The organism is Rhodococcus sp. IEGM 1241, assembly GCF_033142365.1.
In the GTDB taxonomy this organism is placed as follows: Bacteria; Actinomycetota; Actinomycetes; order Mycobacteriales; family Mycobacteriaceae; genus Rhodococcus_F; species Rhodococcus_F erythropolis.
Genome location: NZ_JAWLSE010000001.1, coordinates 314,212 through 341,064 on the forward strand (window position 1 = coordinate 314,212; position 26,853 = coordinate 341,064).

22 protein-coding genes are annotated in these 26,853 nt (G+C 62.4%); 5 read left to right on the forward strand and 17 right to left on the reverse strand.

Going from position 1 to position 26,853, the window contains the following annotated elements; all coding sequences use genetic code 11:
* Positions 1-4: 4 nt before the first annotated feature.
* From R4P70_RS01465 to R4P70_RS01510, 10 genes are all read right to left on the reverse strand, one after another.
* Positions 5-1,552 carry an ABC transporter ATP-binding protein gene (locus R4P70_RS01465; protein WP_317830274.1) on the reverse strand — a complete coding sequence of 516 codons (1,548 nt, stop codon included), beginning with the start codon at positions 1,550-1,552 and terminating at the stop codon, positions 5-7.
* 2 nt (positions 1,553-1,554) lie between these two features.
* On the reverse strand, positions 1,555-3,183 hold the full coding sequence (locus tag R4P70_RS01470; protein WP_317830275.1) for an ABC transporter ATP-binding protein: 1,629 nt from the start codon (positions 3,181-3,183) through the stop codon (positions 1,555-1,557).
* A gap of 132 nt (positions 3,184-3,315) precedes the next feature.
* Positions 3,316-4,209, reverse strand: coding sequence for a hypothetical protein (locus R4P70_RS01475; protein ID WP_317830276.1), 894 nt, complete (start codon positions 4,207-4,209; stop codon positions 3,316-3,318).
* Between the two features lie 46 nt (positions 4,210-4,255).
* Positions 4,256-6,028 (reverse strand): sulfite reductase subunit alpha, encoded by a 1,773-nt coding sequence (locus R4P70_RS01480; RefSeq protein WP_317830277.1) that lies wholly within the window; start codon positions 6,026-6,028, stop codon positions 4,256-4,258.
* 31 nt (positions 6,029-6,059) lie between these two features.
* Complete coding sequence (locus tag R4P70_RS01485) at positions 6,060-11,528, reverse strand: glutamate synthase-related protein (protein WP_317830278.1); 5,469 nt, start codon at positions 11,526-11,528, stop codon at positions 6,060-6,062.
* Between the two features lie 182 nt (positions 11,529-11,710).
* Positions 11,711-12,754 carry a ParB/Srx family N-terminal domain-containing protein gene (locus R4P70_RS01490; RefSeq protein ID WP_021345944.1) on the reverse strand — a complete coding sequence of 348 codons (1,044 nt, stop codon included), beginning with the start codon at positions 12,752-12,754 and terminating at the stop codon, positions 11,711-11,713.
* Between the two features lie 184 nt (positions 12,755-12,938).
* A complete protein-coding gene (locus R4P70_RS01495; protein WP_317830279.1) occupies positions 12,939-13,799 on the reverse strand; it encodes a 3-hydroxyacyl-CoA dehydrogenase in 861 nt (286 codons plus the stop codon).
* A gap of 9 nt (positions 13,800-13,808) precedes the next feature.
* Positions 13,809-14,429 carry a TetR/AcrR family transcriptional regulator gene (locus tag R4P70_RS01500; RefSeq protein WP_029256575.1) on the reverse strand — a complete coding sequence of 207 codons (621 nt, stop codon included), beginning with the start codon at positions 14,427-14,429 and terminating at the stop codon, positions 13,809-13,811.
* Between the two features lie 84 nt (positions 14,430-14,513).
* Entirely contained in the window at positions 14,514-15,110 is a 597-nt protein-coding gene (locus tag R4P70_RS01505) for a hypothetical protein (protein WP_046379528.1), read from the reverse strand.
* A gap of 4 nt (positions 15,111-15,114) precedes the next feature.
* Entirely contained in the window at positions 15,115-15,573 is a 459-nt protein-coding gene (locus tag R4P70_RS01510; protein WP_019745870.1) for a hypothetical protein, read from the reverse strand.
* 100 nt (positions 15,574-15,673) lie between these two features.
* Here R4P70_RS01510 and pip point away from each other — a divergent pair, with 100 nt between their 5' ends.
* Positions 15,674-16,633 (forward strand): prolyl aminopeptidase, encoded by a 960-nt coding sequence (gene pip / locus R4P70_RS01515; protein ID WP_317830280.1) that lies wholly within the window; start codon positions 15,674-15,676, stop codon positions 16,631-16,633.
* Here the strand turns inward: pip and R4P70_RS01520 are convergent.
* The gene (locus R4P70_RS01520; RefSeq protein WP_020971207.1) at positions 16,621-17,223 is read right to left on the reverse strand and encodes a TetR/AcrR family transcriptional regulator; all 603 of its coding nucleotides are present in this window, start codon (positions 17,221-17,223) and stop codon (positions 16,621-16,623) included. The genes pip and R4P70_RS01520 overlap by 13 nt on opposite strands.
* A 106-nt stretch (positions 17,224-17,329) precedes the next feature.
* On the opposite strand from R4P70_RS01520, the gene R4P70_RS01525 reads away from it, so the two are divergent.
* Entirely contained in the window at positions 17,330-18,409 is a 1,080-nt protein-coding gene (locus tag R4P70_RS01525) for an alpha/beta fold hydrolase (protein WP_133727307.1), read from the forward strand.
* On the opposite strand, the gene R4P70_RS01530 is transcribed toward R4P70_RS01525, so the two are convergent.
* Positions 18,380-19,501: an endonuclease/exonuclease/phosphatase family protein gene (locus tag R4P70_RS01530; protein WP_317830281.1), complete on the reverse strand. Its 1,122-nt coding sequence runs from the start codon at positions 19,499-19,501 to the stop codon at positions 18,380-18,382. The two genes, R4P70_RS01525 and R4P70_RS01530, sit on opposite strands and share 30 nt — an antisense overlap.
* A gap of 132 nt (positions 19,502-19,633) precedes the next feature.
* Here R4P70_RS01530 and R4P70_RS01535 point away from each other — a divergent pair, with 132 nt between their 5' ends.
* A complete protein-coding gene (locus tag R4P70_RS01535; protein ID WP_317830282.1) occupies positions 19,634-20,926 on the forward strand; it encodes an MFS transporter in 1,293 nt (430 codons plus the stop codon).
* Here R4P70_RS01535 and R4P70_RS01540 read toward each other — a convergent pair.
* Positions 20,901-21,914: an ABC transporter substrate-binding protein gene (locus R4P70_RS01540; RefSeq protein WP_223257822.1), complete on the reverse strand. Its 1,014-nt coding sequence runs from the start codon at positions 21,912-21,914 to the stop codon at positions 20,901-20,903. The two genes, R4P70_RS01535 and R4P70_RS01540, sit on opposite strands and share 26 nt — an antisense overlap.
* Positions 21,915-22,002: 88 nt before the next feature.
* Between R4P70_RS01540 and R4P70_RS01545 the strand changes: the two genes are divergently transcribed.
* Together R4P70_RS01545 and R4P70_RS01550 are read left to right on the forward strand one after the other, a co-directional pair.
* Positions 22,003-22,830: a transglutaminase-like domain-containing protein gene (locus R4P70_RS01545; RefSeq protein WP_317830283.1), complete on the forward strand. Its 828-nt coding sequence runs from the start codon at positions 22,003-22,005 to the stop codon at positions 22,828-22,830.
* Positions 22,831-22,842: 12 nt separating this feature from the next.
* Positions 22,843-23,637, forward strand: a complete 795-nt coding sequence (locus R4P70_RS01550) for a 2-phosphosulfolactate phosphatase (RefSeq protein ID WP_317830284.1) — start codon at positions 22,843-22,845, stop codon at positions 23,635-23,637.
* Here R4P70_RS01550 and R4P70_RS01555 read toward each other — a convergent pair.
* From R4P70_RS01555 to R4P70_RS01570, 4 genes are all read right to left on the reverse strand, one after another.
* A complete protein-coding gene (locus tag R4P70_RS01555; RefSeq protein ID WP_317830285.1) occupies positions 23,592-24,383 on the reverse strand; it encodes an ABC transporter permease in 792 nt (263 codons plus the stop codon). The genes R4P70_RS01550 and R4P70_RS01555 overlap by 46 nt on opposite strands.
* The gene (locus R4P70_RS01560; RefSeq protein ID WP_020971200.1) at positions 24,380-25,321 is read right to left on the reverse strand and encodes a daunorubicin resistance protein DrrA family ABC transporter ATP-binding protein; all 942 of its coding nucleotides are present in this window, start codon (positions 25,319-25,321) and stop codon (positions 24,380-24,382) included. Before R4P70_RS01560 ends, R4P70_RS01555 begins: the two co-directional genes overlap by 4 nt.
* Before the next feature lie 14 nt (positions 25,322-25,335).
* Positions 25,336-26,211: a DUF4097 family beta strand repeat-containing protein gene (locus R4P70_RS01565; RefSeq protein WP_317830286.1), complete on the reverse strand. Its 876-nt coding sequence runs from the start codon at positions 26,209-26,211 to the stop codon at positions 25,336-25,338.
* 65 nt (positions 26,212-26,276) lie between these two features.
* Positions 26,277-26,792, reverse strand: coding sequence for a toxin-antitoxin system HicB family antitoxin (locus R4P70_RS01570; protein WP_029256566.1), 516 nt, complete (start codon positions 26,790-26,792; stop codon positions 26,277-26,279).
* Positions 26,793-26,853 lie beyond the last annotated feature (61 nt).

A 26,853-nucleotide genomic window follows, 5' to 3' on the forward strand; every position in this document is an offset into this window, starting at 1 on the left:
GATGTCAGAGCGTGATCGTGCGGGTGGGCTCCCAGATGGCGGGGTCGCGGTGGGTGACGACGAAGACGGTAGCCGCCACTTCCCGCACGGCGCCGGCGATGCGGCGCTCGGTGCCCTCGTCGAGAGCCGAAGTAGCCTCGTCGAGCACCAGGACGGGAGCGTCTTTGAGGAAGGCGCGAGCGATCGCCACCCGCTGACGTTCGCCACCGGAGAGAGCGGTTCCCTGGTGACCGATGTCCTGATGAATGCCGAGCGCCGAGCGGTCGAGAACGGCGCCGAGGGCAGCGCGCCTTGCGGCGTCCTCGATCTCGGTTTCGGTAGCGCCCGGTCTTCCCAGTCCGATGTTCTCGCCGAGCGTGCCCGAGAACACGAGTGGATCTTGTGGCACGTAGCCGATGTGAGCAGCCAGGTCGTCGTACGGCAAGTCGCGCAATGAAACTCCGCCGAGAGTGACGCTGCCTTCGTCCGGGTCGTCGAAGCGCATGAGCAGCCCGAGAAGGGTGCTCTTCCCCGTACCTGAGCGCCCTGCGACGAGAACACGCTCACCGGCGGGGATCTCCGCGTTGATGCCGCGCAGAACCGGAGCGTGGTCCACTCCGACGACCTTGATGTCAGTTCCAACAGGGAGCGCGGCGTCCTGGGGCGCGGGCTCGGGTAGTGCGGGAGCCGAAGTCGCGGCGCGGTAATCGCGAACCGTTGCGCGCAGTTCATTGACTCCGATTCCGGCCAGAGCGAGTTCGTCGAGCGGGGCAGCGGCGCGGGCGGTGAGGATGACGAGCGCCAGAGCGGCTGCGGGATCGTCGAATCCGGTGGCGGCGAGGAAGATCACTGCGCCTGCCAGCGGCACAATGGTGGCGATCGCCGAGATGAATGTCGCTGGTGCCGCGGCGAGATTGGTCCGTGCAAGCGCGGTTTCCTGATCCCGCCAACTTCGCTCGATACGTTCGACGGAACGTGTGGGACCGGCTGCCGTGCGCAGTAATTCGAGATGATCGGTGAGCTCGAGAGTCGACTGCGTTGCTGCGAGTTCGGCCTCATGCCGGCGAGCGTCCGCTCGGCTGAGAGCGCGTTGGGCGAGCGTCTGAGCCGCGAGCGACACGGCGAGCAGTCCGCCGACGAGCAGCATGACGCCGGGCCCCGCGACGACCGCGACTCCAGGAAGTAGGAGCAGCGGTATCAGCGGCGTAACGAGGAAGGTCTGAAGTTGGTGCGCGGGAACGCTCATCAGTGACGGGATTCCGCGCCCGGCGACGGTGGCGAGCAGCGCCCGGTTGTCGTCCGTGAACCACGACAGCTTGGTGCGGGCGAAGGCGTCGCCGAGCGCATCGTAGAGATCGCCGACGAGTCGAGCCCCGGTGAAGTAACCACCCCGCGAGACCAGGACGGTCACGAAGAGAGCGATTGCGGCCGTGGCCAGCACGAGAACCGGCGACCGGTGATCAGCGATCGAGAGGGCGAGGGTGGTGTACGCGATCGCCTCGAGGACAGCAACGGACACCCAACCGAATCCGATGGTGATCAAGCGGCGACGGGCTGCATTGGCGCTGTTCATTATTAGGCTCCAGTCAGTGCGGCATTACGCGAGGCGGCGTTGTGCGAGTTGGGACTGTCGAGGTCGAGTCGATCGTCAGCGTCGTCTGCAAGAGCAGGGTCGTGGGTGACGATCACGATCGTCTTTCCTTCGTCGTGCGCGAAGTGGCGCAGTTCCTTCAGCAGTTCGGCCGCTGTCCGATCGTCGAGCGCACTGGTCGGCTCGTCGAGCAGCAGTACTGCTGCGGGCGAGAGGAATACCCGAGCGAGCCCGACTCGCTGACGTTCTCCGCCGGAGAGTGAAGTGGCGTCGGTGTCGAGGCTGATGTCGATCTGTGCCCGGCGTAGTGCGGCGGTGTATTCCGCGTCCGTTGTATCGGGGGCGGCCAGTGCGATGTTCTCGCGCACCGTGGCCGGCAACACGTCTGCGCCCTGGGGGGCGAGCAGAATGGACTGTAGCCGCAGGTTCTCGTCGATCGTGACGACGCTCTGGCCCGCGTAGCGGACGGTACCGAGTTCCGGGATCTCGAAGCCGGCCAGTGCTTTCAGGAGCGTCGACTTGCCCGCTCCACTCGGTCCCGTGATCGCAGTGATCGCTGCTGGGCGGAATGCATGCGTGACGCCGTCGACGACTCTGCGGTCCGCGATCATGACAGTCAGGTCGACGATCTCCAGGCGGTCGGAGGGACTCGACGCCGGAATGGTGAGTGCTTCACCGGCAGGGAGGGTGGGTTCGTCCAGGGCAGCAGCGAGCCGGACTGCAGCAGCGCGTCCAGCCGCGACGTAGTCGAGGCCGTGCCCGAGCCGCAGGGCCGGTGTCACGATTGCGAGACTGAAGAGAATAGTGGCAGCCAACGTCGTTGCATCCCAGCGATATCCGACGGCATAGGCGATCGCGAACGTGGCCGTCGCCTGCATGAGGGCAACCGCGACGGCCGCGGGGGTAGCCACGAGTCGAACGCGCTCCTGCATTCCCCGGGTGAACCGTGCTGTCGATTCTGCATAGTCGGCGGCAGCGCCGGTCTGCGCGCCGTAGATCCGGCAGACGTGGATACCGCGGGCATAGTCGTCGACAGCGGTCACGATGTCTCCCATGACATCCGCACTTTCGGCGCTGTGCCGAGCGGCCATTCTGGGGATCACGAACAAGTAGAACAGTGCTGCCACGATGCCGGGAGCCAGAGCGAGTAGCGCCACGGGGCCGGCTGAGGCAACCAGCACCGCGATCGTGACCGCCGGGACCACGATCAGTGTGGCGAACTCGGCCGGTAGATGCGCAGTCATATGGTGCAGCGCCGAGATGTCGGCCGAAACGAGCCTCCTCAGTGCGTCTCCGCTGTAGCGGGACAGCGTGCTTGCGGGCAGTCGAACGAGATGAGCTGCGAGCTGGCGTCGAAGCCTGGCCTCGAAGAGCGACTCGGCGTGATGCGAGAGCCACGACGACGTGGCCGCGAGCGTTACCCCGGTGAGCCACAGCCCACATGCCCACCCGGCCCAAGTCATCGACGGTTCACCGATGAGTTGCACGACGCTCCAGAGCGCACCGAGCATCGCGACCCCCGACGCTGCCGCCGCGACCACCCCGGCGGCCAATGCAGGCAGCGCCGGGCGCAAAGCCGGGACCAGCGACGGTTCGACGCGAGGGCGGGGCATGGATAACTCCTTGAATCAGCGTCCGGGTGCAGACACGACAAATGACCGAAACCCAAGGCTAGGCTTCGGTCGTCACGTCCAGTTATCGCGATGCGCCGATTTCTTACACCCGAATGGGTCGTACTTCGGTCTTCAGGATGCGGCCGAAATGGAACTCATGACGTCTTCCCATACGCTCATGACCGCGGATTCGGTTGGGCCAGTCTGAGTGAACACGGCTACGCACTTGCGGCGGAAGTCGTACACCTCGACAGACGTCGTCAAACCGTGCACTCCGTGGGTGCGGGTCAGCCAACACTCCGAGACGCCGTTCAGATCGATCATCGTTCGGCAGGTGTCCGAGGCTAGAGTCAATGTCCCGCCGAACATGGCTGCGGCGTCGAGATCACCGCGGTGGATCTGCAGGCAGCCGTTGCCGGCGACGACTGTCGTGACGGGCAGTTGATGGTAGGACAGGTGCTCCATCCCGGCAGCCATGAGGTGAGGATCGATTCTCCGGTAGCCGAGGGCACCCAAAGCGACCAAGCCGCTACGACGTTCGGTGCCGCTGTCCGCGAGAATGAAGTCGAGCTGTGTCAGCTGATCGGCCTCGGCCCAGAATGCGGGAGTATTCGATGTCTGGACGGGAGTGTTTGTTTCCCTTGCAGTGCTCGGCACAGTTCGCATCGCTTCGAAAGCGAGACGATCCGATGCCGGGGTCAAATACGTGGTGTGTGAACTTGATCCGTGGGTATCGAACATCCGAAGCGTCGGGGGCAGGTGCTGTTCTGCGTCAGTGGTCACCACCGAACCGAGGGTAGAAGGGTTCAAACGTAGAGAGACGAGTCCGGGCGTGCAGACCAGCGGATCGCCGGGAACTGTTGGAACGGCGTACTTGCCCGAGTCGTTGACAGCCACCGGACCTGCAACGGTGATTGCTACGGCGTCGTCCAAGAGTGGCAGCATTTTGCCGACTACCTCAGGTGCGGTGTCGATCAGTCCGCCGCGGAACCCTGGACGCGCAAGCAGTGCGTCCAGGTCCGACATGCGCGCCAAAGCTGCGCAACGGCATTCGCCACGGTGCGGGCACATCTCAGTAGACATCCCGTAGATACCGCTTCGATCGTTTGAGGTTGTTGACGTAATCCTCGGCGGCGTCCGCATCCAACCCACCGTGCTCGGCGACCACCTCGTGCAACGCGTCGTCGACGTCCTTTGCCATCCGGGTCGCGTCGCCGCAGACGTACACGTGCGCACCGTTTTCGAGCCAGTCGAACAAGCCTCGGCCCTGCTCGCGCATACGAGTCTGGACGTAGACCTTCTCGGACTGATCACGCGAGAATGCCAGATCGAGACGCGTCAGGACACCGTCACGGGTCAGACCGTTCAACTCGTCCTCGTAGATGAAGTCACTCGACTGATGCTGATCGCCGAAGAAAAGCCAATTCTGCCCCGACGCGTTGCGTGCGCGACGCTCGTGCAGGAAAGCGCGGAAGGGTGCGATACCGGTGCCGGGTCCGATCATCACGACGGGAGTAGTGTCATCGGCAGGTAGGCGGAACGAATTGTTCTTGGAGACAAAAACTCCGACCCGATCTCCCTCGCCGACGCGGTCCGCCAGGTACGTCGAGCAGACGCCGCCGCGGTCCCGCTCGCCCGAGCGGTAGCGCACACTCGCTACCGTCAGATGCACGGTGCCGTCGTGGGCCAGCGGGCTGGAGGAGATCGAATAGACCCGATGTTGCAGCGGGCGCAGAAGTGCAAGCAGATCTTCGGGATTCAATCGAATGCTGTTGTCCAACTGCAGGAGATCGAGAACGTCCTTGCCCCACAGCCACGCATCGAGCGCTTCCCGATCTTCCGTGTCGAGAATGTGCTGCAGTTCGGCGTCGCCACTGCGTCGGGCGATGTCTTCGATCAAATCGCGCGAGGGAATCGAGATCTCGTAGTCGCTGGTCAACACCTGGTCCAACGGTGCGGACGAGCCGTCCTTCGCGGTGACGACGTAGTCACTGCTCGCACCGAGCTGAAGGATGATCGCCTCGACGAGAGCGGGGTCGTTGATCGGGCGGATGCCCAATCCATCTCCGGCCTCGTAGTCCAGACCGTCCTCGCCGAGCGCAAAGGTGAAGTGGCGGACTTCCTTGGCGGAGTCCTCGCCGGACAACAGTCGGTTGGCGAGGACGGTTGCAGGATAAGGGTTCTTGCGAGTCCACTGGGACTTGGTCTTCGTCGGAGTGGACGCAACCGGCGAGGCAGCGGCCCCCGCATCACCGTCGACACCGGCTACCGCAGCGACCGCCCGAACGATCCACTCGGCCGCCGGATCCTCGTAGTCGACGTCGCAATCGGTGCGGTCGACAACCCGGGACCCGCCGAGTGCTTCGAATCGGGCGTCGATGTTCTTTCCCGACTGGCAGAACCCGTCGTAGCTGGTGTCACCGAGTGCGAGTACTCCGAAGTAGAGACCCTCCAGCCTGGGCGCACTCTCGGATTCGACTGCATCCCAGAACAGCTGCGCGTTGTCAGGCATCTCGCCCTCGCCGTAGGTGGAGGTGATGACGAGCACCCGGCGCATGGCGGAAAGTGCATTGATATCCACGGTGTCCAGACCCGCGACAAGTGGTTCGAGACCGTGGGCACGAGCAGCTGCGGCCGCGTCTTCGGCCACGGACTCCGCGTTGCCGGTCTGGCTTCCGTAGAGGATGTGCACTGCTGCGCCGGCAGTTCTCTCCACTGTCGCTGTTGCAGCACCGGTTTGACCGGGCATGACAGTTCGTGAGTGTAGACCGGCCAGGAATCCGGAAAGCCACGCGCGTTGGTCGCCGTTGAACGGTGCGTATTCGGGGATGTACGGGATTTCCATTTTGAAGCTCACCTACGTTCGGGGGAGGAGGTCAGGACACCAGGTCGGGGATCGTGCGCGAAGCGAACAGTTCGTCGAAGTTCGGCAGTGATCCGAGCTTGTCCCGATTCTTGTTGTCTTGAAACAGAATCCAGCCGTACGTCGCCGGGCTGTCCATGGCCAACACGTTGCGCAGGCTCAGCGCCTGTTTGTAGTCGTCGACGCGCTTGGCTGCAATCAACGCAGCCAACTGTTCGTCGTCGTAGCCGGCGAGAATCTCTTTCGAGTACTTGACCAAGTGCTGGACGATTGCGAAGTCCTCGGTCAGCACCAGGTTTCGGGCCGCCTTCTGCACTGCTGGATCGTCGGGCCCGGACGCACCCGGCGTGCGGGCGGCGGCGAGTTGTTGTGCGAAGTGAAGCACGGTGTACGCACTGAGCAGCGCATACATTGTCGCGGTATCGGTCTCGCCATAGGCGGGGACTGCTCCGTTCAGTGCGGGGCGCCCATCGCGCACTGCGAGTTTGAACGTGCGGACCTGACGTGCTGCGATGGCGGACGCCAATTCTTCGAGAAGCTCTTTGTGCGACTTCGCAGCCAGGATTGCATCGCTGTCCTGGTAAAGCATCAATGCCTTGGGCATGGCGTAGACGAACGAGTGCTGTTCGACTTCCCAGTTCTCGAGCAGTCGGGTTCCGAGTGCGGATCCCGTTGCTTCCACATGCAGTTCGAGCAGGAGTTGTACCGCGTGGTTGTGGACGGCGGCCAGAGGATCGGTCGCAGCGGTGATCGAACCGAGCAGTACGGAATCGGTACTTGCTCGCAGTGCCAGTTCGCCGCGAGGGTCGTACTGGTAGAAGAACCCGCCGCTCATGCCGTTGCCGACACCCTTGCCGAACTCGCCGAGATTCACGACAGCACCGTTGGTCATGTACTCGCCGGCGAAGTCGCCGACACCTTCGACGACAGCACTGGCGCCGGAGTTGCGAACTGCAAAGCGATCGCCTGCTTCACCTTCGACGAACACTCGTCCGCCGGTGGCGCCGAAGAGCGCGAAGTTGCCGATCAACACGTTTCCGCCGGCGTCACTGGAGCCGCCGCCTGGGCTGCGCACGGCAATCACGCCGCCGCTCATGCTCTTTCCCACACCGTCGTTACATGTCCCGGTGTGTTCCAGGTGCATGCCGTCGTTGCAGAATGCGCCGAACGACAGGCCAGCAGATCCGGTCGTCAGGACGCGCACGCTGCCCGGAGCCAGATATCGTCGCCCACGCTCGTCAGTCAGTACCCCCGGAGCGAGAAGGCCGGCCGCTCCGTAGTTGAGTTCGCGTTCGAGGTCGATCGCCAACTGCCCACCGACGCTCTTGTTCCGGTTACCCAGGTGCAGTGCACCTTCGGCGAATTCAGGTCCGGACACGGCGACCGAGGCCTCGCCACGGTTGAAGAGCACCGTGCGAACCTCGTCCATGATCTTCTCGTCGAGCGCGTACTCACGCTCGAGGTACACGGGATTGTCGACGGTGATGTTCGGGGCGGACTCGAACATCGCGTCCAGTTTCAGATTGCCGACGATGGACGGGTGATCGAGCAGATGCAGGAGATCAGTTCGACCCCGCGCTTCCTGAAGGGATCGCATTCCCAGATTCGCGAGCAGTTCCCGAGTTTCGTGAGCGATGTTGAGAAGGTACTGCGCCATGGCGCGGGGATCGCCGTCGAACAGTTCCGGGTTGGTGGTCAGACCGGCCGGACACTTGATGTTGCAGTTCTTGGCCATGACGCAGCCCATCATCATCAGCGCAGACGTACCGAACTCGAAGCTGTCTGCGCCCAGTAGCGCGGAAGTGATGATGTCGCTGCCGGTCTGATGCGCGCCCGAGCATCGCAGAACGACTTTCTGGCGAAGCCCGTTGGCACACAAAGCTTGATGGACCTCCGCGATACCGACCTCGGCCGCACGACCCGCGTACTTGAGGCTGGTCACCGAAGCGGCGCCGGTGCCACCGGTGTTTCCGGCGACGTTGATGACGTCGGCGCCGGCCTTGGCGACACCGACGGCGATGGTGCCGATTCCTTCCGAGGACACCAACTTCACGATCACCCGGATGCGCGCTGCCTTGCAGTCGTGGATGAGCTGAGCGAGGTCCTCGATGGAGTAGGTGTCGTGGTGCGGCGGCGGCGATACCAGTTCGACGCCGGGCGTTCCGCCGCGGGCAGCAGCAATGTCGACGGTGACCTTGGCGGCCGGAAGCTGCCCGCCCTCACCGGGTTTTGCGCCCTGGCCGAGTTTGATCTCGATCTCTTCGAGCATCGGGTCGGCGAGGTATCCCGCCCAGATTCCGAAGCGTCCGGATGCAAACTGCTTGATGCGCGACGCACGAATCGTGTTGTAGCGCGAAAGGTGTTCGCCGCCTTCGCCGCTGTTGGACATCGCGCCGACCATGTTCGTGCCGTGTGCGACGGCTTCGTGCGCCGGAGCGTTCAGTGCGCCATGACTCATGGCACCCGACGCCAACTTCGGGGTGATGTCGCTGGCGCTCTGTACCTCGGAGAGAGGAACACCTGCCGGTGCGACCCTCAGCTTGGACAGGAACTCTGCCCCGATGCCGGTTGCCCTCAGCGCAAGATCCGGTGTGATGGCTTCAATGGTGATATCGGCGGCAAAGGTGGCGCAGAGAGCGTCGCCGAGCGCTTTTGCTCGCGCGCTGTCACCGGCCAGTGGACCGTCCAGGCTAAGCGTGTACCGGTCGTCTGCGGCGGATTCACACTGGACTCCGCGCATCACGATCGTTGTGTTGCCGTGCACCGAGAATCGGCTGATCTGCTCGGCGAACTCGGCTGTCGTGACCGCAAACGTGACGTCGCCGGGAACAGAGATGACGTCGCGCAACGCTGCGGGCCGACGCGATCGTTCCGCGGCCATCACAGTCGAAAAATCACGGTACCCGGCAGTGATGTCGAAGTCGTCGATCTGTTCGGTGGTCAACCGGTCGAAACTCGTTGCCCGGTAGGCCCCGGCGTCGAGGCGGAATGCATCGTCGAGTCGCCCGAGCGGAAGCAGGCGTAGAGCATCGAATTGTTCGGTACCTGAGGGACTGTCGAACGCGATCTTCTCTTCGGTGAGTTCGACGTACTTGCGGACTGCGGTGGTACCGAACGAATGCCCCGCGCCGTCTGCGCGCTCCTTGAACAGGCCGAGCAGTGGCAGGTCCTTTTCACCCTCGACTTCACTTGCACGCTCGTGCCACTGCTTCGAGGTCACCGCGACGGTGTCGAAACCGACGCCACCCACCGGTGACTTCATGTTGGGGAACCACTGGCGCAGAACAGGGTCGGACGTATCGAGGAAGTTGGGTTCGAAGAATTCTCCGCCGATGTAGCTCTCGACAGTGCACAGGCCGACGCGTCCCATCGTCTTCATGAGGGACTTCTCGGCAGCCTTCGCGAAGCGTCGGAAGGCGGCATCCGGGTCGGCAGCGAACTTCTCCTCGGCTCGCAACTGAACGGACAAGGGGTAGACAGCGGAAGCACCGAATCCGAGCGCAGCGGCAACGTGGTGCGAGGACTCGATCTGGCCACTCTCCACGATGAGAGAGACACGCAATCGCAGGCCTGCGTCGATGAGGCGTTGGTTCAGTGCTCCGACGACCATGATCGCGGGAAGCGTTGCGCGCTCATGAGATACGTGCCGGTCGGTCAGGACTGCGATTCCGCCCTGTTCGGCCGCGAAGGCGACAACCGCGTCGCCGAGCGCGGTCATCGCGTCAACCATCGCCTGCGCGTCACCCGCGGCGGGGTAGAGCATTTCGAATCGGCGATGCGGGGTGTGCTTCTGTTCGCGGATCTTGAGCATGTCCAGATGCCCGAGGATCGGCGACGAGATGACGATCTGCTTGGACTGTCCGGCGGTCATCTTCGCGCCCAATGCAACCCGGAGGGTCATGCCGTCCGCTTCCCGGATGCTGTCCAGCGGAGGGTTGGTGACCTGGGCGAATCGCTGCGAGAAGTAGCGTGCCACACCGCCTTCACGATCGGAAAACGCGTTGATGGCGTTGCCGTAACCCATGGCCGATACCTTCTCGGCTCCGTGCGTGAGCATCGGATCCATCAGGAATTTGAAGCTCTCCTGATCCAGGGAGTACGCCATGTAGCGCTGATGAACCTCGAACGTTCCGTTGTAGCGCGTCGGTGAGCTGACCTTCTCCGCAGGTACGGCGGGAATGTCTTCGATCAGGATTCGCGATTGCTCCAGCAGAGACCGGTAGTCGCGTTGTGCGGCGATCTTTTCCAGAGCTTCACGGGCAGTGTAGGTATGGCGATCGCGATGATCGAAGTACAGCATTCCGCCGGCCTCGACGCGGCCACGGTGGATCACCGTCTCGGGTGCGAACGCGATCTGTCCGGCTTCGGAGAATGCGCACACGTAGTCGTGTGTCTCGATCGTGCGAAGTGGACGCAGGCCGAGGCGGTCCAGGCGGGCGCCGATGATGGTGCCGTCGCCGAACACGAGCGCTGCCGGTCCGTCGTTCTTCTCCTCGTACAGCGAGAAGTACTCGAACATCGCACGCACCGCGGGGGAGAGAGTGGTGTCGTTTTCCCAGGCAGGGGGCATCATCGAGACCACAGCTGTCACCAAATCGACGCTGTCCTCGATGACGCGTGCTTCCAGAGTCTGATCGAGTCGGCAGCTGTCGGACTGACCGGGCGGACGGACGATCGCACGTCGTTTTGCACTGGCCACCGCAGCTTCGGAGAGCCGATTCTTCTTGTCCGTGTTCAGTTCTCCGTTGTGAGCCATGAACCGGAACGGCTGCGCCATCGTGGGATGCGGGTCCGTGTTGGTCGAGAACCGCGTGTGGAAGTACATCGTGTGGACAGCGTGATCGGGGTCGACCAGGTCGCGGAAGTACGGGATCACTTCGTCGGAGTTCAAGCGGCCCTTGAGAACCTGAGTCCTCGCGCTGAGGGACAGTGGGTACAAACCGCGTAGTGCAGGCGTGTTGTACGCGATTGCCTCGATGGCGAGCAGGGCCTCGTGTACGAGGCGATCTACTACCGCAGGCTCGGGACGCGGAGTGGGGACCTCGAAAATCCACTGCCTGACCGGAAGTTGATGCGCGATCGCGGCCGGCCGAATCGCCGAGTTGTCGACCGGGACGTCGCGCACTGCGAGAGTGGTGAAACCGCGATCGAGAAGTTCACGTTCGACCAGGGCGGCAGCGCGTGCATGCTGGGCGTCGTCGTCCGGAAGGAAGAAGTTGCCGACGCAGAAGCGTCCGGCGCGAAGGTCGGGGCGCCCGGTTACCTTGCGGAAGAACCGGAGGGAGAGGTCCACCGAGACGCCGCCGCCGTCGCCGACGCCCTCGGAGGACATACCGCCGCGGTGCGGAACCGAGCAGAGCGCTTCGCTGCCCTTGATCAGGACATCGTGGGTCTGCACGCCGTCCTTGCGCGTGATGAACCCGACCCCGCAACTGCTCTTGTCATCTGCGGGGTCGTACAAACCGACGATGGACGTGCTCACTGCAGCAACCTTCTCCCTGTCCTGGTTGCCCGGAGATTGATCGACCGGGCAGATACGACGGCATGGTTTCCGTCAGGGCAGGGCGTCGCTGCTTCGATGAAGCGGCACCCGAATGGGATCAGACTACTGAGTAGAGGCTTACCTTAGTCAAGTTTGCTGGGTGTGACTTGGATCTGAGCAGGTCAGAGGGTTGCTTTGTAGGCAAGTGCGTAGGCGATCTTGCCCGGCTTGTCGTCTGTGTACGGCTTCGACAGCTTTGCGAACTCGCCCTTGGACTCCGCTTTGCCGTCGTTCCAGGCCGGCAGGACTCCGAGATCGGCGGCCGTGAACCCGCTGTCGACGACGGCATCACCCGCCAACGCGGTCTGTGCTTTGGTCACCGACTTCACGGTGGCCAGGTAGCTGGAGAGGTCGTCGCGATTCCAGTTGGTGAGGTCGACGGGCGCGGCGTCGCGGACCCACGCACCCCAGTAGAACTCCTGGAACGGAATCGTGCCGGCGGCGAATCCGATGTCGCGGGAGAAGTACATCAGGCTGCGGTACTTGTCGTCGGCGAAGTTGGCCAGGCCGACGCTCTTCGGCAGGGACTGGACCGGTACCTGGTTTCCGTCCACGTCACGCGACCAGACCCACTTGTTCTTTTCCATCTCGGTCCAGAAGGCGCCTTCACTCAGGCCGCTGAGGTTGCCGAGAACCCGCAGTCGCACGTGCAGGTCGGGGCCTCCGTCGGCCGTCTCGATGAAGGACGTGAGGGTGTGGTGACCGTCGGTCAGGTAGAGATCGCCGCGGGGTCCGACGACCACGGTCTTCATGGGCGCGATGCTCTCGGCGGTTTCCTGACCCACTGGAAGCTGGCAGGTGAAGGACGACGGGTCCTTCAGCGTCGAGGCGGGAGTAGCGGTCGCAGCCTGGATCTGGCCGTTCGCCTCGCACCAGTCGTCGAACTTCTTGTTGATCGTGTCTTTTCCGAGCGTGTATCGCCCGAGCTTGTAGTACACCTCGTCGTAGCCGAGGGAAGGCTGCGTCGCATGAACGTCGCCGATGCGCACGTCCAGAAGGTCACCTTCTTTGGCGCACAGGTACTCCGAGCCGCCGGCGGAGCCTGAGAACGAACCGGTGGAGATTCCGCCACACGCGAGGGGAGCGGCGACAGCGGGTGTGCTGACCAGTGTTCCGGCGCCGAGCAGTACCAGTGTTGTGAGTGCCGAGATGGCGGAACGACGCATGTGGGGATCTCTCCTGAGGATGGGTTCGCACGTGAAGAAGCTTGCGTCACAGTCGCTCAGGGTGGTTTCGGACTTACTGACAACAGACGTCCGCGCGGTGGCTACCAAGTGAATTCACGTCGTAGCCACCGCGCGGTGAGCCTGTTGGTTGGTCAGCCCTGCAGTTGGTCAGCCCTGCAGTTGATCAGCCTTTGTAGTTGTAGAAGCCCTCGCCGACAGCGACGCCGAGCTTGCCTTCGTCGATGTAGTTCTTCTTGATGTAGTCGGCGAACGCGCGCTGCTTCTCGCCGCCCTGGGAGGAGATGTTGTAGACGGTGGTCAACCCGACGACATCCATGATCTGGAAGGGGCCGAACGGGGCTCCGGTGCCGATACGCCACGTCTTGTCGACCATGTCGGGATCGGCGATGCCGTCGATCAGCAGGTCGGATGCTGCATTGAGGAGCGGGACCAGGAGCGAGTTGAGTACGTAGCCCGCCTTCTCCTTCTTGAGTTCGATCGGCACCATGCCGATGTTCTTCGCGAATTCGACGACCTCGCGGTACACGGCGGGGTCGGTGGACTCGGTGCCCATGACCTCGGCAGTGTTGTTGACCCACAAGTGATTTGCGAAGTGCAGTGCGAGGAACTTCTCGGGGCGGCCGGTGAACTCCTTGAGGTCGCTCGGCAGAAGCGTCGAGGAGTTGGTTGCGAACACCGTGTGCTCAGGAGCTACTGCGGCGAGCTTCTCGTAGGTGTCGCGCTTGATGGCGATGTCCTCGGGAATTGCCTCGATGACAAGATCGGCCTTGGTCACGGCTTCGGCGAGATCGTACGAGTACGTAATACGTTGTAGCGCTTCGTCGGCCTTGCCTTCCTTGGCGCCCTCGACGTTTTCGGCCTTGTAGGCCGCGGCCAACGAGTCGAACCGAGCCTTGGCCTTTTCGATGACCTCGGCGTTGATGTCGTACGCGACGACGTCGAATCCGTGATAGGCGGTCTGATAGGCGATCTGCGAGCCGAGAACTCCGGTACCCAGAACGGTGATCTGCTTCAGTTCAGTCATTTTCGATCCTCAATCCTTTTCGGTGGGTAGTCCGGCAAGCGTCAATCGAACTTGTGCGGCAACGATGTTCGTGAGTTCGTCAGCCGTGATCCGGTCCAATGCCGCGCGGGCTATTTCGAAGTGCAGCACGTTGGAAATCGTTCGCGCTGCAGTGATGGTTCGGGTGGTGTGGTTGGGGTGCCCCTCGAGCAAGATTTGCGCAATCCGCGTTTGCAGGCGCTGCGAGAGTTCCAGACCTTCGGCCCGGAAACACTCGCTGGGCTCGCCGAACAACACTTCGCGTTGGTAGATGCCGGTGTTCTCGTCGTTTCGGCGACTCGCGATCAGCAGGGGTGAAACCAGCTCGAGCACACGATCTTCTGTGCCCGTCGATTTGGCCTCACGCTCTTCTCCCAGTTCGATTTGCTTGCGGTACTCCGCGTTGTACACCATGAGCAGTAGCTCGGCTTTGCTTGCGGCGTAACGAAAGAGGGTGCCACCGGCTACATCGGCGCGATCGGCAATTTCTTGAGTTGTGACTGCGCTGTAGCCCTTTTCCGCGAACAGTTCGGCCGCGGCGTCGAAGATGCGTGTCTGCTTCTCGAGTTTGTTGCGTTCACGACGACCCAACTCTTGGTTCGATTTCGTCATCCCGCTCACCTCGTCTCATTTCGGATCACGCTCATAAATGAGTCTACTCCGAAATATTGAGAGGGTGGGGTCTCCTCCGTCACATCACCGCAGTCCGCTGACCCAACCGGCGAACACGTCGGAGAACACGTCTGCTTCGCACGCATGCGCCGATTCGGGGTAGGCACATTCGGGGTATCCGGCGACGACGGCGGCAAGTTCGGCATTGCAACACTGCGCCAAGAGGCCGCGCAGGAGATCCGCGGCCGACCAGCCGGCGATGGATGCTGCTGGGATCCCCTCTTCCTCGTACACCTTCACCAGATCGTCATGCCTCCAGGACAATTCCTCGGCCACCAGTGCATCGGGGTTGAAAGACATGGCGCGGTCGAGTGATCCGCGCAGAAGCGAATGTGGATCGTCCTCACCGCGCAGCCTGCTCGCGAGGTCGGCCGGTGCCTTCTGCATGACGAACATCCAGGGTTTGCCGTCGGGAAAGACTCCGCCGAAGCCTGCCACGTTGAATGGCAGGTGACTACTGAGAAAATCTGTCTCCACGTCGACGTGCTGATCGTCTCCGAGGTGAATGAAGTGGCCGGACGCGATCTCCTCTCCGGTTGAAGGCTCGGCCCACGTGTTGTTCCACAGGTCGGTCATCCGACTGCCGTCGGGAAAATCGAGAACCTCGAAGAGGAAACCCATGTCGTCACCACTCTCCGTCGAAGTGGGTGGTTACTCCACCGGTGAGTCGAGAAACCGTTTGAGCCGAGGTCGCGAGGACGACTCGGCTTGTCTCGAAGGTCATCTCGTCGCGTTCGGTGTCCTCCGATTCGGGATCCTCGGCGAGTGAGAAGTCGAGTTCCACCTCTCGATCGGTGCTGGAACAGACCGAGATCATCAGCCCGAGTCGTTCGTCGGTGAACGCCGGAAGCGATTTCTCGGGATGAAAGTCTGCGGCCGCGTGAAAGAAGAACGCCGCCAGCCGTTCGACGAATCCTTCGTCGGTGTGTCTGCTGAGATACTGATTGAACCGATCGGGGCTGAGCAGGCCTACGTCGAAAACGAGTGTGGGTACGTCGGATTCGAAGACAGCGGCGGGTACCGCATGACTGCGAAGGAATACCGCGGCGCCGCCGTACCCCGGCAACCTGAACCCATCACGCATCTGGTGTACTCCCGTCGCAGAGGTGTCCTGTCCACGCTAGGCCATAGCCCGGACGCGTGCTGCTTACCGGACACGTCGGTTGATGGAAGAATTACCGCCCATGAGCGCTGTCCTGTACCCGCCCGTCGAACCGCACGAGTCGGGACTGTTGGAAGTGCCCGATGGTCAGAGCCTCTACTGGGAGACCGTCGGTAACCCGGCCGGTGTCCCGGTTCTCTATCTCCACGGCGGTCCCGGTGCGGGATGCACTGTCGGCGCCAGGCGTTTTTTCGATCCCGAAACCTTTCGCGCAGTTCTGTTCGATCAACGAGGCTGTGGGCGCAGCCTTCCTCTCGCGAGTAGCCCGGACGTCGATCTCACCGTGAACACGACGGCGCACATCCTCGACGACATCGAGCGTCTTCGTGAACATCTCGGTATCGAACGATGGATCGTTTCCGGCCTTTCTTGGGGCGTCAGTTTGGGTCTGGTGTACGCCCAAGCGTTTCCCGAGCGGGTGATCGCGATGGCTTTGGGCGCGATCACCGGCGGGACGAGAGTGGAAATCGAATGGATCACCCGTGCTATGGGCAGGATATTTCCGCGTGAATGGGAAGAGTTCGTCGCGCCGCTGCCGGTGGAAGAGCGTGACGGGAACGTCCCGGCGGCATACGCGCGACTGCTCGCCGATCCGGATCCTGTTGTGCGGGAAAATGCTGCGGTGCAGTGGTGCCGCTGGGAAGACGTACATGTCTCGCTGATGCCGGGGTGGACTCCGAGTGTTCGATACCAGAATCCGGACTTCCGTCGGGTGATGACCAGGCTGGTCACGCACTACTGGGCCACCGATTGCTTCCTCGCGCCGAATCAGATCCTGGACGGAATGGACCGTCTCGCCGAGATTCCCGCGATTCTCGTGCACGGCCGGTATGACATTTCCGGACCACTCGACACTGCCTGGGCGATCCACCAGCGTTGGCCGGGCAGTGAGTTGGTGGTGCTCGACGACGCCGGGCATGGCGGGGGTGGATTCAACGAGGCAATCGTGGAAGCGCTGAATTCACTGGCTCATTCGGTCTGATCGAGTGCTCCGGCGTGCGCCGCAGCGAGCGCGCCGGCAGCAGCGCGATCGGCAACCGACTGGTCGACAGGTAGATCGGCGACCAACAGGCGATAGTAGATGGGCGCGGCGACGGCCGCCAGAAGATCAGCAGCTGAGACCTTCTCGGAGATTTCCCCGCGTTCGACTGCTCGGCGGACCACGATGTCGGCCAGTTCATAACGTGCGGAATAGAACTCGCGCTTGAGTCTTGCCACTTCTGGCGTACGAACCGCGTCCGAGAACAGTGCAGCCACCAACGCGCCGCCCGACTCGCTTGTCACCAGTGCGACTATCGATCTGGCCATCTCGCGCAGGTCGGATTCGATGGAACCGGTATCCGGGATGGGGACGGTAGTTGCCGATACCTCGACGGCCGCGTCGGCCACCAGTTGGGACAGCGTGCTCCATCGCCGGTAGATCGTGGTCTTGTGGACTCCGGAACGGGCGGCTATGTCCTCGATGGTCATCGCTGCAAATCCGCGTTCGGACAGTTCGGCCGCGGTGGCCGCCAGGACGGCCTCGCGCACCCTGGCGCTACGCCCTCCGGGCCGTTGTGGTGTCGAGGTCATGGGTCAACCTTATCGCAACAAGGTGTTGTGTTAGCTGGAGACACGTGGTTCACTGAGCTAATGCAACTGATCGTTGCGTTAGAGATGAATTGAGGGGTGTTTTCCCATGTCATACGAATTTCCTGTCGATCACCGAGGCCTCTTCGAAGAGCGCACAGGACAGTTTCTGAGCTTCGGGCTCCCCGTCTCGGATCTCGAGGAACTGCGCGCGTCCATCAACTCGACCTGGGCCGACGCGCCGGGTGGTTGGTCGTACGAGTGGTCGGCGCTGGCGGCGAAGTACTCCGCGGCCGGCAATCATTCCCTGGCAGCGATGATCTACGGAATCGCCAAGTTCCCGGTGCTGGCCAACGAATCCCGTCGACGGGCTCTGCGCAATCAGGTGGACGAATACGTCAAGGCAGCACCAGGATTCGGGCTCGAGTTCGAGCGTCGAATCCTCTCCCTGCCCTACCGAAACGGCGAGATCGAGCTACCGGTACACATCCTCTCGGCGGACGGACGGTACGAAGACGCACCCGTCCTGTTGCTCAGCGGCGGCGTCGACGGCTGGAAGATGGACATGCATCCGTTGGCCAGCGCGTTCGCGAAGAACGCCGGGGTGACGGTTGTTGCTTTCGATCAGCCGGGAACTGGTGAATCACCCGTTCCTCTCGATGCTTTCGGCGACGAGGTGATCGACGGGCTCGTATCGACGGCTCGCGCTCTCGGCAACGGGCAGGTGGCGCACCTGGGAGTCTCCTTCGGTGGCAACTTCGCCGTGCGCTCGGGGTTGACCGGCGCCGTCGATGCGGTGATCAACATCGGTGCCCCGGTCAAGGGTGCGTTCGAGACCGCGAATGCCGAGCGCCTGGTCTACGGCATGGGCGACATCGTCGGAAACGCACTGGGTTTCGATGCCCCGGCAACCAAAGAGGCGCTGGTACAGGGTCTCCGTGCGTTCGATCGCAGTGTCTTGATGACCGCCGACGACGGCCGGACCCCGATGCTTGTGGTCAACGGGGCCGACGACGTTCACATCCCGCTCTCGGACACAACACTCTTCGAAGAGCGCCCGAACACGCAGGTACACGTCATCCCGGATGCGGGGCACTGCGCAGTGACCAAACTGCCCGAGTTGACGCCGATGATGATCGACTGGCTACGAGATGCCCTGTCAGGAACCGCTCCACGAACCGGTAGATGATCCGCCGCCGAAGCTGGCAAAACGATACGTCGCAAGAACGGCTTTGTGATCGGTCGGCCACGGCGTCGGTGAAGCGATGAAGTTGTCCTGGGAGTTCTCCTCCACTCTTTTGTTGTGCACGATCGTCTTTCGGGGTCCGATGATTCCCACAGATCCCAACTTCAGGTCGGAAGCGCGGTCGGCGAAGATGTAGTCGATCCGATCGCGTTCGTCTGCCTCGGGTGCCCAGGTGAGCTGTGAGGTGTCGACGTCGGGATTGTCGGACGGCCAGGTGAAGCCCGGGTGTGTAGCCGGGTTCGGGTACTTGCTGCGGTATGCATCGACAAATCCGGCTTGGTCGAGCAGACGAGTGGATTCCCACGGAATGACGACACCGTTGTGGTCGAACAGATTTCGCGTGCCGTCGGTCCAGTCCAGGGCCGACGGTTCGTTGAAATCGCCGCCGAGGATGACGGACCTGCCCTTCGCCCGTTCTGCGGCCGCATCGTCGATGAACGTCGAAATTGCCAGGGGTCGTCCCGAATTGACGTTCACACGCTGTACCGTCTCGGGGTCCGTGACCGGACCGGACGGCATCTTGTTCCAGCCGAACTCGGAGAACTCTCCAGGCGTGGGAACACCCGCGCCGTATCCGCGCGGTAGATAGGTTGCGTAGGACGTGTAGGCCAGATGTGCCGAGTAAGCAGCGATTTGTTTGCCGTCGACCGTCACGACTGCCTTGATCATCGAGTTCAGGTCGGCTGTTTCCTCGATCGGAAACTTGGAGAGAATCCCCACGTCGGAGGACGCTGCTCCGTAGAAGGTGGTTCCTGATTTGGTCAGCATGTCGGCCAATACAGTTGTCGCAGTGCCGGCTTCCGACAGGAGAACTATCGACGCCTGGGTCGAGATGATCATGTCGGCGATCAGCTGCAGGCCACCGTTGATCTTGGTTCCGCCGTGCCAGGTATTGAGGGAGAGCACTTTGACCTCCTGCGCGGGGTTCGCCCCCGCGACGGAGGTATTGGCACCCAAGGTAAATGTGCTTGCGGTGACTGTCCCTGCGGCTACCGCCATCGCCTTGACCATCTGGCGGCGCGTCAATCCATTCATCAGATCCCGGCTCTCGTTGTCGTGTGCTCGAACCCCCGGAAGATGATTACCATCGCTACCTAAACGGACAGTTAACCAATTGCAAAATGGCAGATTTCCACAGAACGCCGCGCGGGCAATAGTCTTCTGGTCGTGGTACTCAGTGAGCGTTTCCCCGGTAACAAGACCTTCGCGAAGGTTCGTGTCCTGCCGCCGGTGGTGAAGTTGCTCCTTCTTTCGATGGTGCTGTTCAACATCGGGTTCTATCTGGTTGTCCCCTTTCTCGCGGTGCACCTTTCGGAGGACCTCGGATTCGCGGCCTGGATTGTCGGCCTGGTCCTCGGACTCCGGATGTTCAGTCAGCAGGGCATGTTCTTCATCGGTGGAAGCCTCGCCGACAGGTTCGGCAAGCGTCCGATCATCCTGCTGGGCATCGCAGTTCGCGTGGTCGGCTTCCTGATGCTCGGATTGGCCGAGAGTATGGCGGCGGTGATCGTCGGTGTGCTTCTGGTCGGGTTCGCCGCGGCTCTGTTCGCGCCCGCAGTGGAGTCGGCCAACGCCGAATACGGACGCGAACTCGAGACCTCAGGAGTCATGCGTCGTACGGATCTGTTTGCAGTGGAACAGATGTGCAGCCGTCTGGGAACCGTGATCGGTCCGGCGTTGGGTGCTGCTCTGTTGATGTTTCCGTTCTCGTGGACGGCGTCGAGCGCGGCGTTGCTGTTCGCGATCATGTGGGTCGGGTTCTTCATCTGGTTCCCGCGGCCGGGCGATGCACACGACGGCCCGGTGTCGACCTATACGCTGCGCGACGTCTGGCGAAGCGTGCTGACCAACAACAACTTTCTGCTCTTCGCGACGCTCTGCAGTTTTCAGCTGGTTGCGTACAGCCAGTTGTACCTGATGCTGCCGGAACAGCTCGAGCGCAGTATCGGTTCACAGTCGGCGCTGGGATGGTTCTACGTGGGCGCAGCGGTGTTGGTGATCGTCGGGCAGGGACCGACGGTCGCGGTTGCCCACCGCATCGGGCATCGACGCGCGATCACCTTCGGGCTTGTGCTCATTTCGGTGTCGTTCCTGGTTCCGCTGGTCACCGGCGTCGAATCCGCAGTTTCGGCGTCGACGCAGATAGTCGGTCTGGCGGTGTGGATCGGGCTGCTGCACCTGGGACAGATGTTGATGGTGCCGCCGATGCGAGACACCATTGCCATCCTCGGTCGTGAAAGCAACCTCGGAGCGCACTTCGGCATGCTCAACACGATCGGCGGTCTGCTCGCGCTCCTGGGAACCGTGGGAGTCGGATTCGTGTACGACCTAGTCGACAACGGCCACGCAGCGCCGGCGTCACCATGGGTGATCGTTTCGGTCTGCGTGGCCGTGTCGGCTGTGGTGTTGTGGGTGTGGTCCGGTCGAACGAAGGTTATCGACCCGCGATCGTCTGATTGATCTTTGCTACAAAATCTTCCAGCACAAACGGAATGGTGAGCGGGTTCGGCATGGACACCGCGTCACTGACGATGGGGTCCAAGCTGATCAGGCCGCCGGTCTTGACCACGTTCAGATTGGTGAACGCCGGCTGCGTCTGCATCTCGGGGCGCGCCTTTTCGTAGTTGTCGAAGAGCAGGTAGTCGCACTCGAGGAGGTCGTAGTTCTCGGCGGAGATCTCGTAGTTCAGCTTGCCCGCGAACCGATCCTTCAGTGCGGCAGGAGCCGTGAATCCCAATTGCGTGAGCAACTGAGCGCGCGCTGCCTCGGGGCTGAACGCCCGCAGATTTCCGTCGCTCCAGCGAATGACGAGAGCTGCTGTCTTGCCTTCGAACTGGGGGTTCTCCGCGCGGGTGCGAACGATGAGGTCTTCGACTTCCTGGACCTCCTGCTTTGCCTGCGCGGGAACGCCCACAGCCGTACCGATGCGGGTCGTGACTTCCTGCCAGGGCAGCACCCAATCCGTCTGATCGGCGGCGTGAAGCACAGTCGGCGCGATGGCGCTGAGCTGCTTGTACAGATCCTCGTCGATCGCGTTGTTGACGGCGATGATCAGGTCAGGCGCTGCTGCCACGATCGTTTCGATGTCGAAATCGGTGGTGGCGTTGGCCAATGGTGTCGGCTCGGCGCCCTGGACTGCCGAGTCGGCCCAGACTCCGATTCCGTCGTCGGTCGATCCCTTCCACACCGGGACCAGGACGGGCGTCAGCCCGAGGGAAAGCAGAACGTCTGCGTCGCCGATACCGACCGCTGCGATGCGGCTGGGCGCCTGCCCGATGGTGGTGGAGCCGAACTTGTGGTCGATCGTCACCGGGAAGGCGTTGGCCTCGGCGTGAGCACCTTCGGTGCCGGGAGTGGATTCGTCCTTCGCGCTGTCGCCGCAGGCAGCAAGGGCAAAACCTGCTGCTGTGGCGAAGGTGACGGACAGCATGGCACGGCGGCTCAACATTGGGTTCACAGCAACCTCGGGTTTCATGGTTATGGGACCCTAACCATAGTGGAGCGGCAGTGTCGGCAGTGTTTGTTAGTCTCCGCCCATGACGGCGGTTCTCGACTACACATCAGCAGGACCGTTCACCCGCATCGACGGAGTGGACCCGCTCGCCCTCGAGTCGCTCCCCACCGACCCCGTGCAAATATGCCGGGTAGTGCCGTACCTGGTGGTCCAACCCACCGATGCGCGGTCGCTGAATCTGCCCACCGACCGATTCGACGAAAACCAGATCCGGCCGGCAAGCGTTCTGCTCCAACGCTTGCTTGCGCTCGATCCGGCACCGGTGACCTCCGCCCGAGAACCCGACAAGCGGCTCGTCGGAACCTGTCGGCACTTTGCTGTTTTGAGTTGTGCGTTTCTGCGCCACCGTGGAATTGCCGCTCGCGTCCGTTGTGGTTTTGCCACCTACTTTCAACCGGGACAGGGCGTGGACCACTGGATCACCGAGTACTGGGACGACGCCGGCAAGCGGTGGATCCGCATCGATTCGGAGATCCTCGGACAGAACGTCCTTCCTCGCGCTCATAACCTGCAGCCGGGAGAATTCCTCAGTGGTGGTGAGGCGTGGCTGGCGTATCGACGCGGCGAGATCGACGGGTCCCAGTTCGGGGTGTACGGCACCCAGAACTGGGGGCCGGCCGAGATCCGAGGCAACGCAGTGAAGGATCTTGCCGCGATGAACAAGGTCGAAACCCTGCCGTGGGACGAGTGGGGTCGTATGACTGACGCCTACGACGGAAAGACCGGCGCCGACTACGACCTACTGCTCGACGATATAGCCGAGGTGTGCGCCGGCGACGATCCAGTTGCCGTGCGAGCGCTGTACGAGCACGAGGATTTGTGCGTGCCGGACAACCTGATTCGTTTCTGAGATGCTGGTGCGATGAATCCGGAGCATCGCCAACTCGAGTACGGACTTCGATTCGACTGGGGCCTGCGCGGCGCCGAAGCAATTGCTGTCGGCGTCGATGTGGCAGTGGTGGTAGATGTCCTCTCGTTCACGACGACGCTGAGCGTCGCCGCCGACGCGGGAATCGACGTACTTCCCTTTTCCTGGAACGACGAGAGGGCGGTCGATTACGCGCGTGATGCCGATGCGGTTCTTGCAGTACGACGGAGTGTGGCCAGGGACGGACAGATCAGTCTGTCTCCCAAGACGATTCGCGAGGCGGAGGTGCCGAGTCGGCTGGTACTGCCGTCGCCGAACGGGTCGACCATTGCGTTTGCGTTGGCGTCCGAGGTTGCGGTGTGTGTCGGCGCTTCATTGAGGAACGCTTCCGCCGTCGCTGATTGGATTGTGCACGAACATGGTCCGGGATCGCGGGTTGCGATAGTCGCATCCGGGGAGAAGTGGCCCGGTGGAGAGTTGCGTCCTGCAGTGGAGGATCTGTGGGGCGCCGGCGGGGTTGTCACGGCGTTGACCGCGGCTGGTTGGGAAGGTTCCCTGTCGCCCGAGGCACAGATGGCGGCGGATGCCTGGACAGCGGTGTCGGATTCGTACGAGGACCGCCTGCGGGACTGTGCCTCAGGGCGCGAGTTGATCGTCATGGGGTTTCCACACGACGTCGCCATCGCCTCGGAACTCGACGACAGCGACACCGTACCTGTTCTCGAAGATCGTGTGTTTCGAGGTCAGCGCACCGGGCGTCGATTGAACAAACTGCGCGCCCAGAGGTAGGAGAGGAAGGTGATTGCGACGCACCATCCGATCGCGAGTATGGCGTTGTTCCCGATCGCTTCGCCGAGAAGAAGTCCTCGAAGAGTCTCGATGATCGGAGTGAACGGCTGATACTCGGCAAACCATCGCAACACGGTCGGCATCGAATCGGTGGGGACAAATCCGCTTCCCAGGAAAGGTAAGAGGATCAACACCATTGGAAGATTACTGGCCGTCTCGACGCTCTTGCTGACGAGGCCGAAGGCAACGGACAACCAGATCATCGCGATGGAGACCAGGATGAGTAGAGCAAACGCGGCGGCCCACTCCACGAAGCCTGCAGTAGGCCGGAAGCCGACGGCTATCGCCACGCCGATGACTACAACGAGGCTCACGATCGTCTGAAGGAGACTGCCGAGAACGTGACCGGTCAGGACGGACGTGCGCGTGATCGCCATCGTGCGGAATCGTGCAATGATCCCCGCGGTCATATCGGTTGCGACGGAGATGGCAGTACCTTGTGCCGCTGATGCCACAGTCATCAGAATAATCGCCGGTGCAACGTAATTGACATACTCGGCTCGGCCGCCACCGCCTGGGCCGAGGCCGTTCCCGAGCGTTCCGCCGAGCACGTAGACGAACAGCAGTAGGAAGACGACTGGCATCCCGACAAGCATCACCGTCATCGACGGATATCGAAGGATGTGTCGAATGCTGCGACGCAGCATGGTTTTCGAGTCCTGATAGGCAAGCGTCATGGTGGTCATCGCGCGTCGGTTCTTTCGGTGGCGGTCAGAGTCAGGAACACGTCGTCCAGGTCCGGTGTGTGCACGGAGAGTTCCTTGACGTCGATCGAGTGAGCGTCGAGTTGGTCGAGAAGAGAGCGCAGCGAGCGGACACCGCCGTCGCTGGGAACCTGCAGGACATAGGCGGCATCGTCACGGGTAGACTCGTCGAAAACAGCAGCAGCAGAGTCGAGTTGGTCTCGGTCGATGAAGTGAAGACGAATGTGGCCGCCGGGAATGCGTCGTTTGAGTTCCGCTGCCGTACCTTGGGCGACTATCCGTCCCTGATCGAGGACGGCGATGTGGTCGGCCAGTTGATCGGCTTCCTCGAGGTACTGCGTCGTGAGGAAGATGGTGACACCGCCCTTGACCAACTCCCGGATGATCTGCCACATGGTGCGTCGACTCCGGGGATCGAGGCCGGTGGTGGGCTCGTCCAGGAAGATGATCTCCGGTCGTCCGATCAACGTCATTGCCAGGTCGAGCCGTCGGCGCATGCCGCCCGAGTACGTCGACGCGAGTTTGTCCGCGGAGCCCTGCAGATCGAACATCTCCAGGAGTTCGTCAGTGCGAGTGCGGCGTTCGTCCTTGCCGAGGTGGTGAAGATCGGCCATGAGGAGAAGGTTTTCCTCGCCGGACAGGTAGTCGTCTACCGCCGAGAATTGTCCGGTGACACCGATGCGCGAACGCACCGCGTCAGGATCGTCGGAAGGGTTGTACCCGGCGATGCGGATGTCGCCGCCGTCTGCGGGAACGAGGGTCGAGAGGATTTCCACGATGGTGGTCTTGCCGGCGCCGTTGGGGCCGAGCAGTGCAAAGACGGTTCCGCGGTCGACGGAGATGTCGATTCCGTCCAGTACCGTCTTGTCGTCGTAGGCCTTCTTCAGACCCGTCGCGGTGATGGCTGGTTTACGGGACATCAGCGTTCCTTTCGCTAGATCTTCTTGTTGGATTCTTCTCGGGGCTCCGAACGTCGAATGACGATGTCGCCGTAGCTGGTTTGTGCCCGGACGTCTACCCGGCGTTCAGTGGAAGCCGGACCGTGCGTGGCATTCATCTGGTTGTCGACGCGGCCGAAGGACGTATGCGCGTCGAATCGTGCGGCGGTTCCGGATCGAACGCCGATATGGATTCGCCCGGCGGCCGTCTTGGCGGATACGACTCCACTCTCGATGGTCTCGAAACGGATGTCGCCGTTGGCGGTTGCGGCGCTCGCGTCGGATTCGGCGTGCTCGACGGCGACGCTTCCGTTGGCGGTCTTCGCCTTCAGTGCGCCGGTGATCGTGCCGATGTTGATGTCGCCGTTGGAATTCTTGACCTCCGCGTTGCCGTCGACGCGGCCGATGCGGATGCTTCCGGACCCGGTGCTCGTGTCGATGTCACCGGCCACATGCTCGACGATGATCGCTCCGGCGCCGGTGCTGACGTTGAGCGGTCCGGTGGTGTCCAGTGTGCAATCTCCGGCCGAGACCTTCACGCGTGAGCGTCCGAGAGTGCCTTCGGCGCGCAGGCTGACAACTGCGGCAGTGCCTTCGAGTCCCGAGCCGGAGGGAAGCTGAACGGCGATGTCGACAGATCCTGTCTTCCCGAAAATGCCGAGGCCGCGCTGTTTCGGAGTCTTGATCTGTAGCCGGCCACCTGCGAATTCGACGCGCGTTTGTTCGGCGACTCGAACGTCTACCTCGCGAGACGAGTTGCTGGGCAACACTTCCACGACAGTGTCGTTGCGGCTGCTCGCAGCGATCCGGATGTGTCCGACTGCCACGTCGAAGTTCAAGGTGATGGGGTCAGGTGTGCTGAATGTAGGCATGGTGATACTCCCGATGAGGTTGTCTCGGTTGGTGATAGAGGGTCGTGCGAAAGGTGAAGCCGGTGTCAGTGCACCCAGCCGCTGAAGCTTTCGGAGCCTTGGGACGTGCGCTGTCTCGGAGTGCTTCTGCTCATGCCGCCTTCCAGCGCAGTTGCAGCCGAGCGAACCAGCCACGCGTTCACGGAGATCCCGGCTTCCTTGGCCGCCGCCTCGATCCGGTCTTTGAGGTCTTGCCCCAGCCTCAGGTTGATTCGAGTCATCGAGGCGTCGTCGGACTCCGTGACGGGGCGCGGAGCCGGAGTCGGTTCCTCTTCGGCGGGGGCCGGAGCCGGTTCGCTGATGGCTGGTGCCACCACGAATTCGGGTTCGCGTCCCCGTAGGCGCAGGTCCACCGAGCCTGGGGCGAGGTCACGCGTGATCTCGGCGGCTGCCGCAGACAATGCGTCGAGAAGGGTGAGTCGCACTGCTGATTCCAGCGGTGCGGTCAAACGATCGGCGAGGGCCTTTGCGTCTTCTCCGCCTGCTTCGGCCGCCACCGCGAGTTCGTGGCGAAGGTTGTCTACGTACGGTGTCAAGTCCATGGCATCACTATGGCACCACTTTGGTGCCATAGCAATAGTTTGGTGGCACATTCGTGTGAGT

Coding starts and splice junctions, on each gene's coding strand:
- R4P70_RS01510 (WP_019745870.1), bottom strand. CDS start 15,573: ATGCGTGATGGGTTCAGGTTGCCGGGGTACGGCGGCGCCGCGGTATTC.
- pip (WP_317830280.1), top strand. CDS start 15,674: ATGAGCGCTGTCCTGTACCCGCCCGTCGAACCGCACGAGTCGGGACTG.
- R4P70_RS01480 (WP_317830277.1), bottom strand. CDS start 6,028: ATGGAAATCCCGTACATCCCCGAATACGCACCGTTCAACGGCGACCAA.
- R4P70_RS01550 (WP_317830284.1), top strand. CDS start 22,843: ATGAATCCGGAGCATCGCCAACTCGAGTACGGACTTCGATTCGACTGG.
- R4P70_RS01470 (WP_317830275.1), bottom strand. CDS start 3,183: ATGCCCCGCCCTCGCGTCGAACCGTCGCTGGTCCCGGCTTTGCGCCCG.
- R4P70_RS01505 (WP_046379528.1), bottom strand. CDS start 15,110: ATGGGTTTCCTCTTCGAGGTTCTCGATTTTCCCGACGGCAGTCGGATG.
- R4P70_RS01475 (WP_317830276.1), bottom strand. CDS start 4,209: ATGTCGGACCTGGACGCACTGCTTGCGCGTCCAGGGTTCCGCGGCGGA.
- R4P70_RS01520 (WP_020971207.1), bottom strand. CDS start 17,223: ATGACCTCGACACCACAACGGCCCGGAGGGCGTAGCGCCAGGGTGCGC.
- R4P70_RS01545 (WP_317830283.1), top strand. CDS start 22,003: ATGACGGCGGTTCTCGACTACACATCAGCAGGACCGTTCACCCGCATC.
- R4P70_RS01540 (WP_223257822.1), bottom strand. CDS start 21,914: ATGTTGAGCCGCCGTGCCATGCTGTCCGTCACCTTCGCCACAGCAGCA.
- R4P70_RS01495 (WP_317830279.1), bottom strand. CDS start 13,799: ATGACTGAACTGAAGCAGATCACCGTTCTGGGTACCGGAGTTCTCGGC.
- R4P70_RS01555 (WP_317830285.1), bottom strand. CDS start 24,383: ATGACCACCATGACGCTTGCCTATCAGGACTCGAAAACCATGCTGCGT.
- R4P70_RS01560 (WP_020971200.1), bottom strand. CDS start 25,321: ATGTCCCGTAAACCAGCCATCACCGCGACGGGTCTGAAGAAGGCCTAC.
- R4P70_RS01565 (WP_317830286.1), bottom strand. CDS start 26,211: ATGCCTACATTCAGCACACCTGACCCCATCACCTTGAACTTCGACGTG.
- R4P70_RS01490 (WP_021345944.1), bottom strand. CDS start 12,754: ATGCGTCGTTCCGCCATCTCGGCACTCACAACACTGGTACTGCTCGGC.
- R4P70_RS01500 (WP_029256575.1), bottom strand. CDS start 14,429: ATGACGAAATCGAACCAAGAGTTGGGTCGTCGTGAACGCAACAAACTC.
- R4P70_RS01530 (WP_317830281.1), bottom strand. CDS start 19,501: ATGAATGGATTGACGCGCCGCCAGATGGTCAAGGCGATGGCGGTAGCC.
- R4P70_RS01570 (WP_029256566.1), bottom strand. CDS start 26,792: ATGGACTTGACACCGTACGTAGACAACCTTCGCCACGAACTCGCGGTG.
- R4P70_RS01525 (WP_133727307.1), top strand. CDS start 17,330: ATGTCATACGAATTTCCTGTCGATCACCGAGGCCTCTTCGAAGAGCGC.
- R4P70_RS01465 (WP_317830274.1), bottom strand. CDS start 1,552: ATGAACAGCGCCAATGCAGCCCGTCGCCGCTTGATCACCATCGGATTC.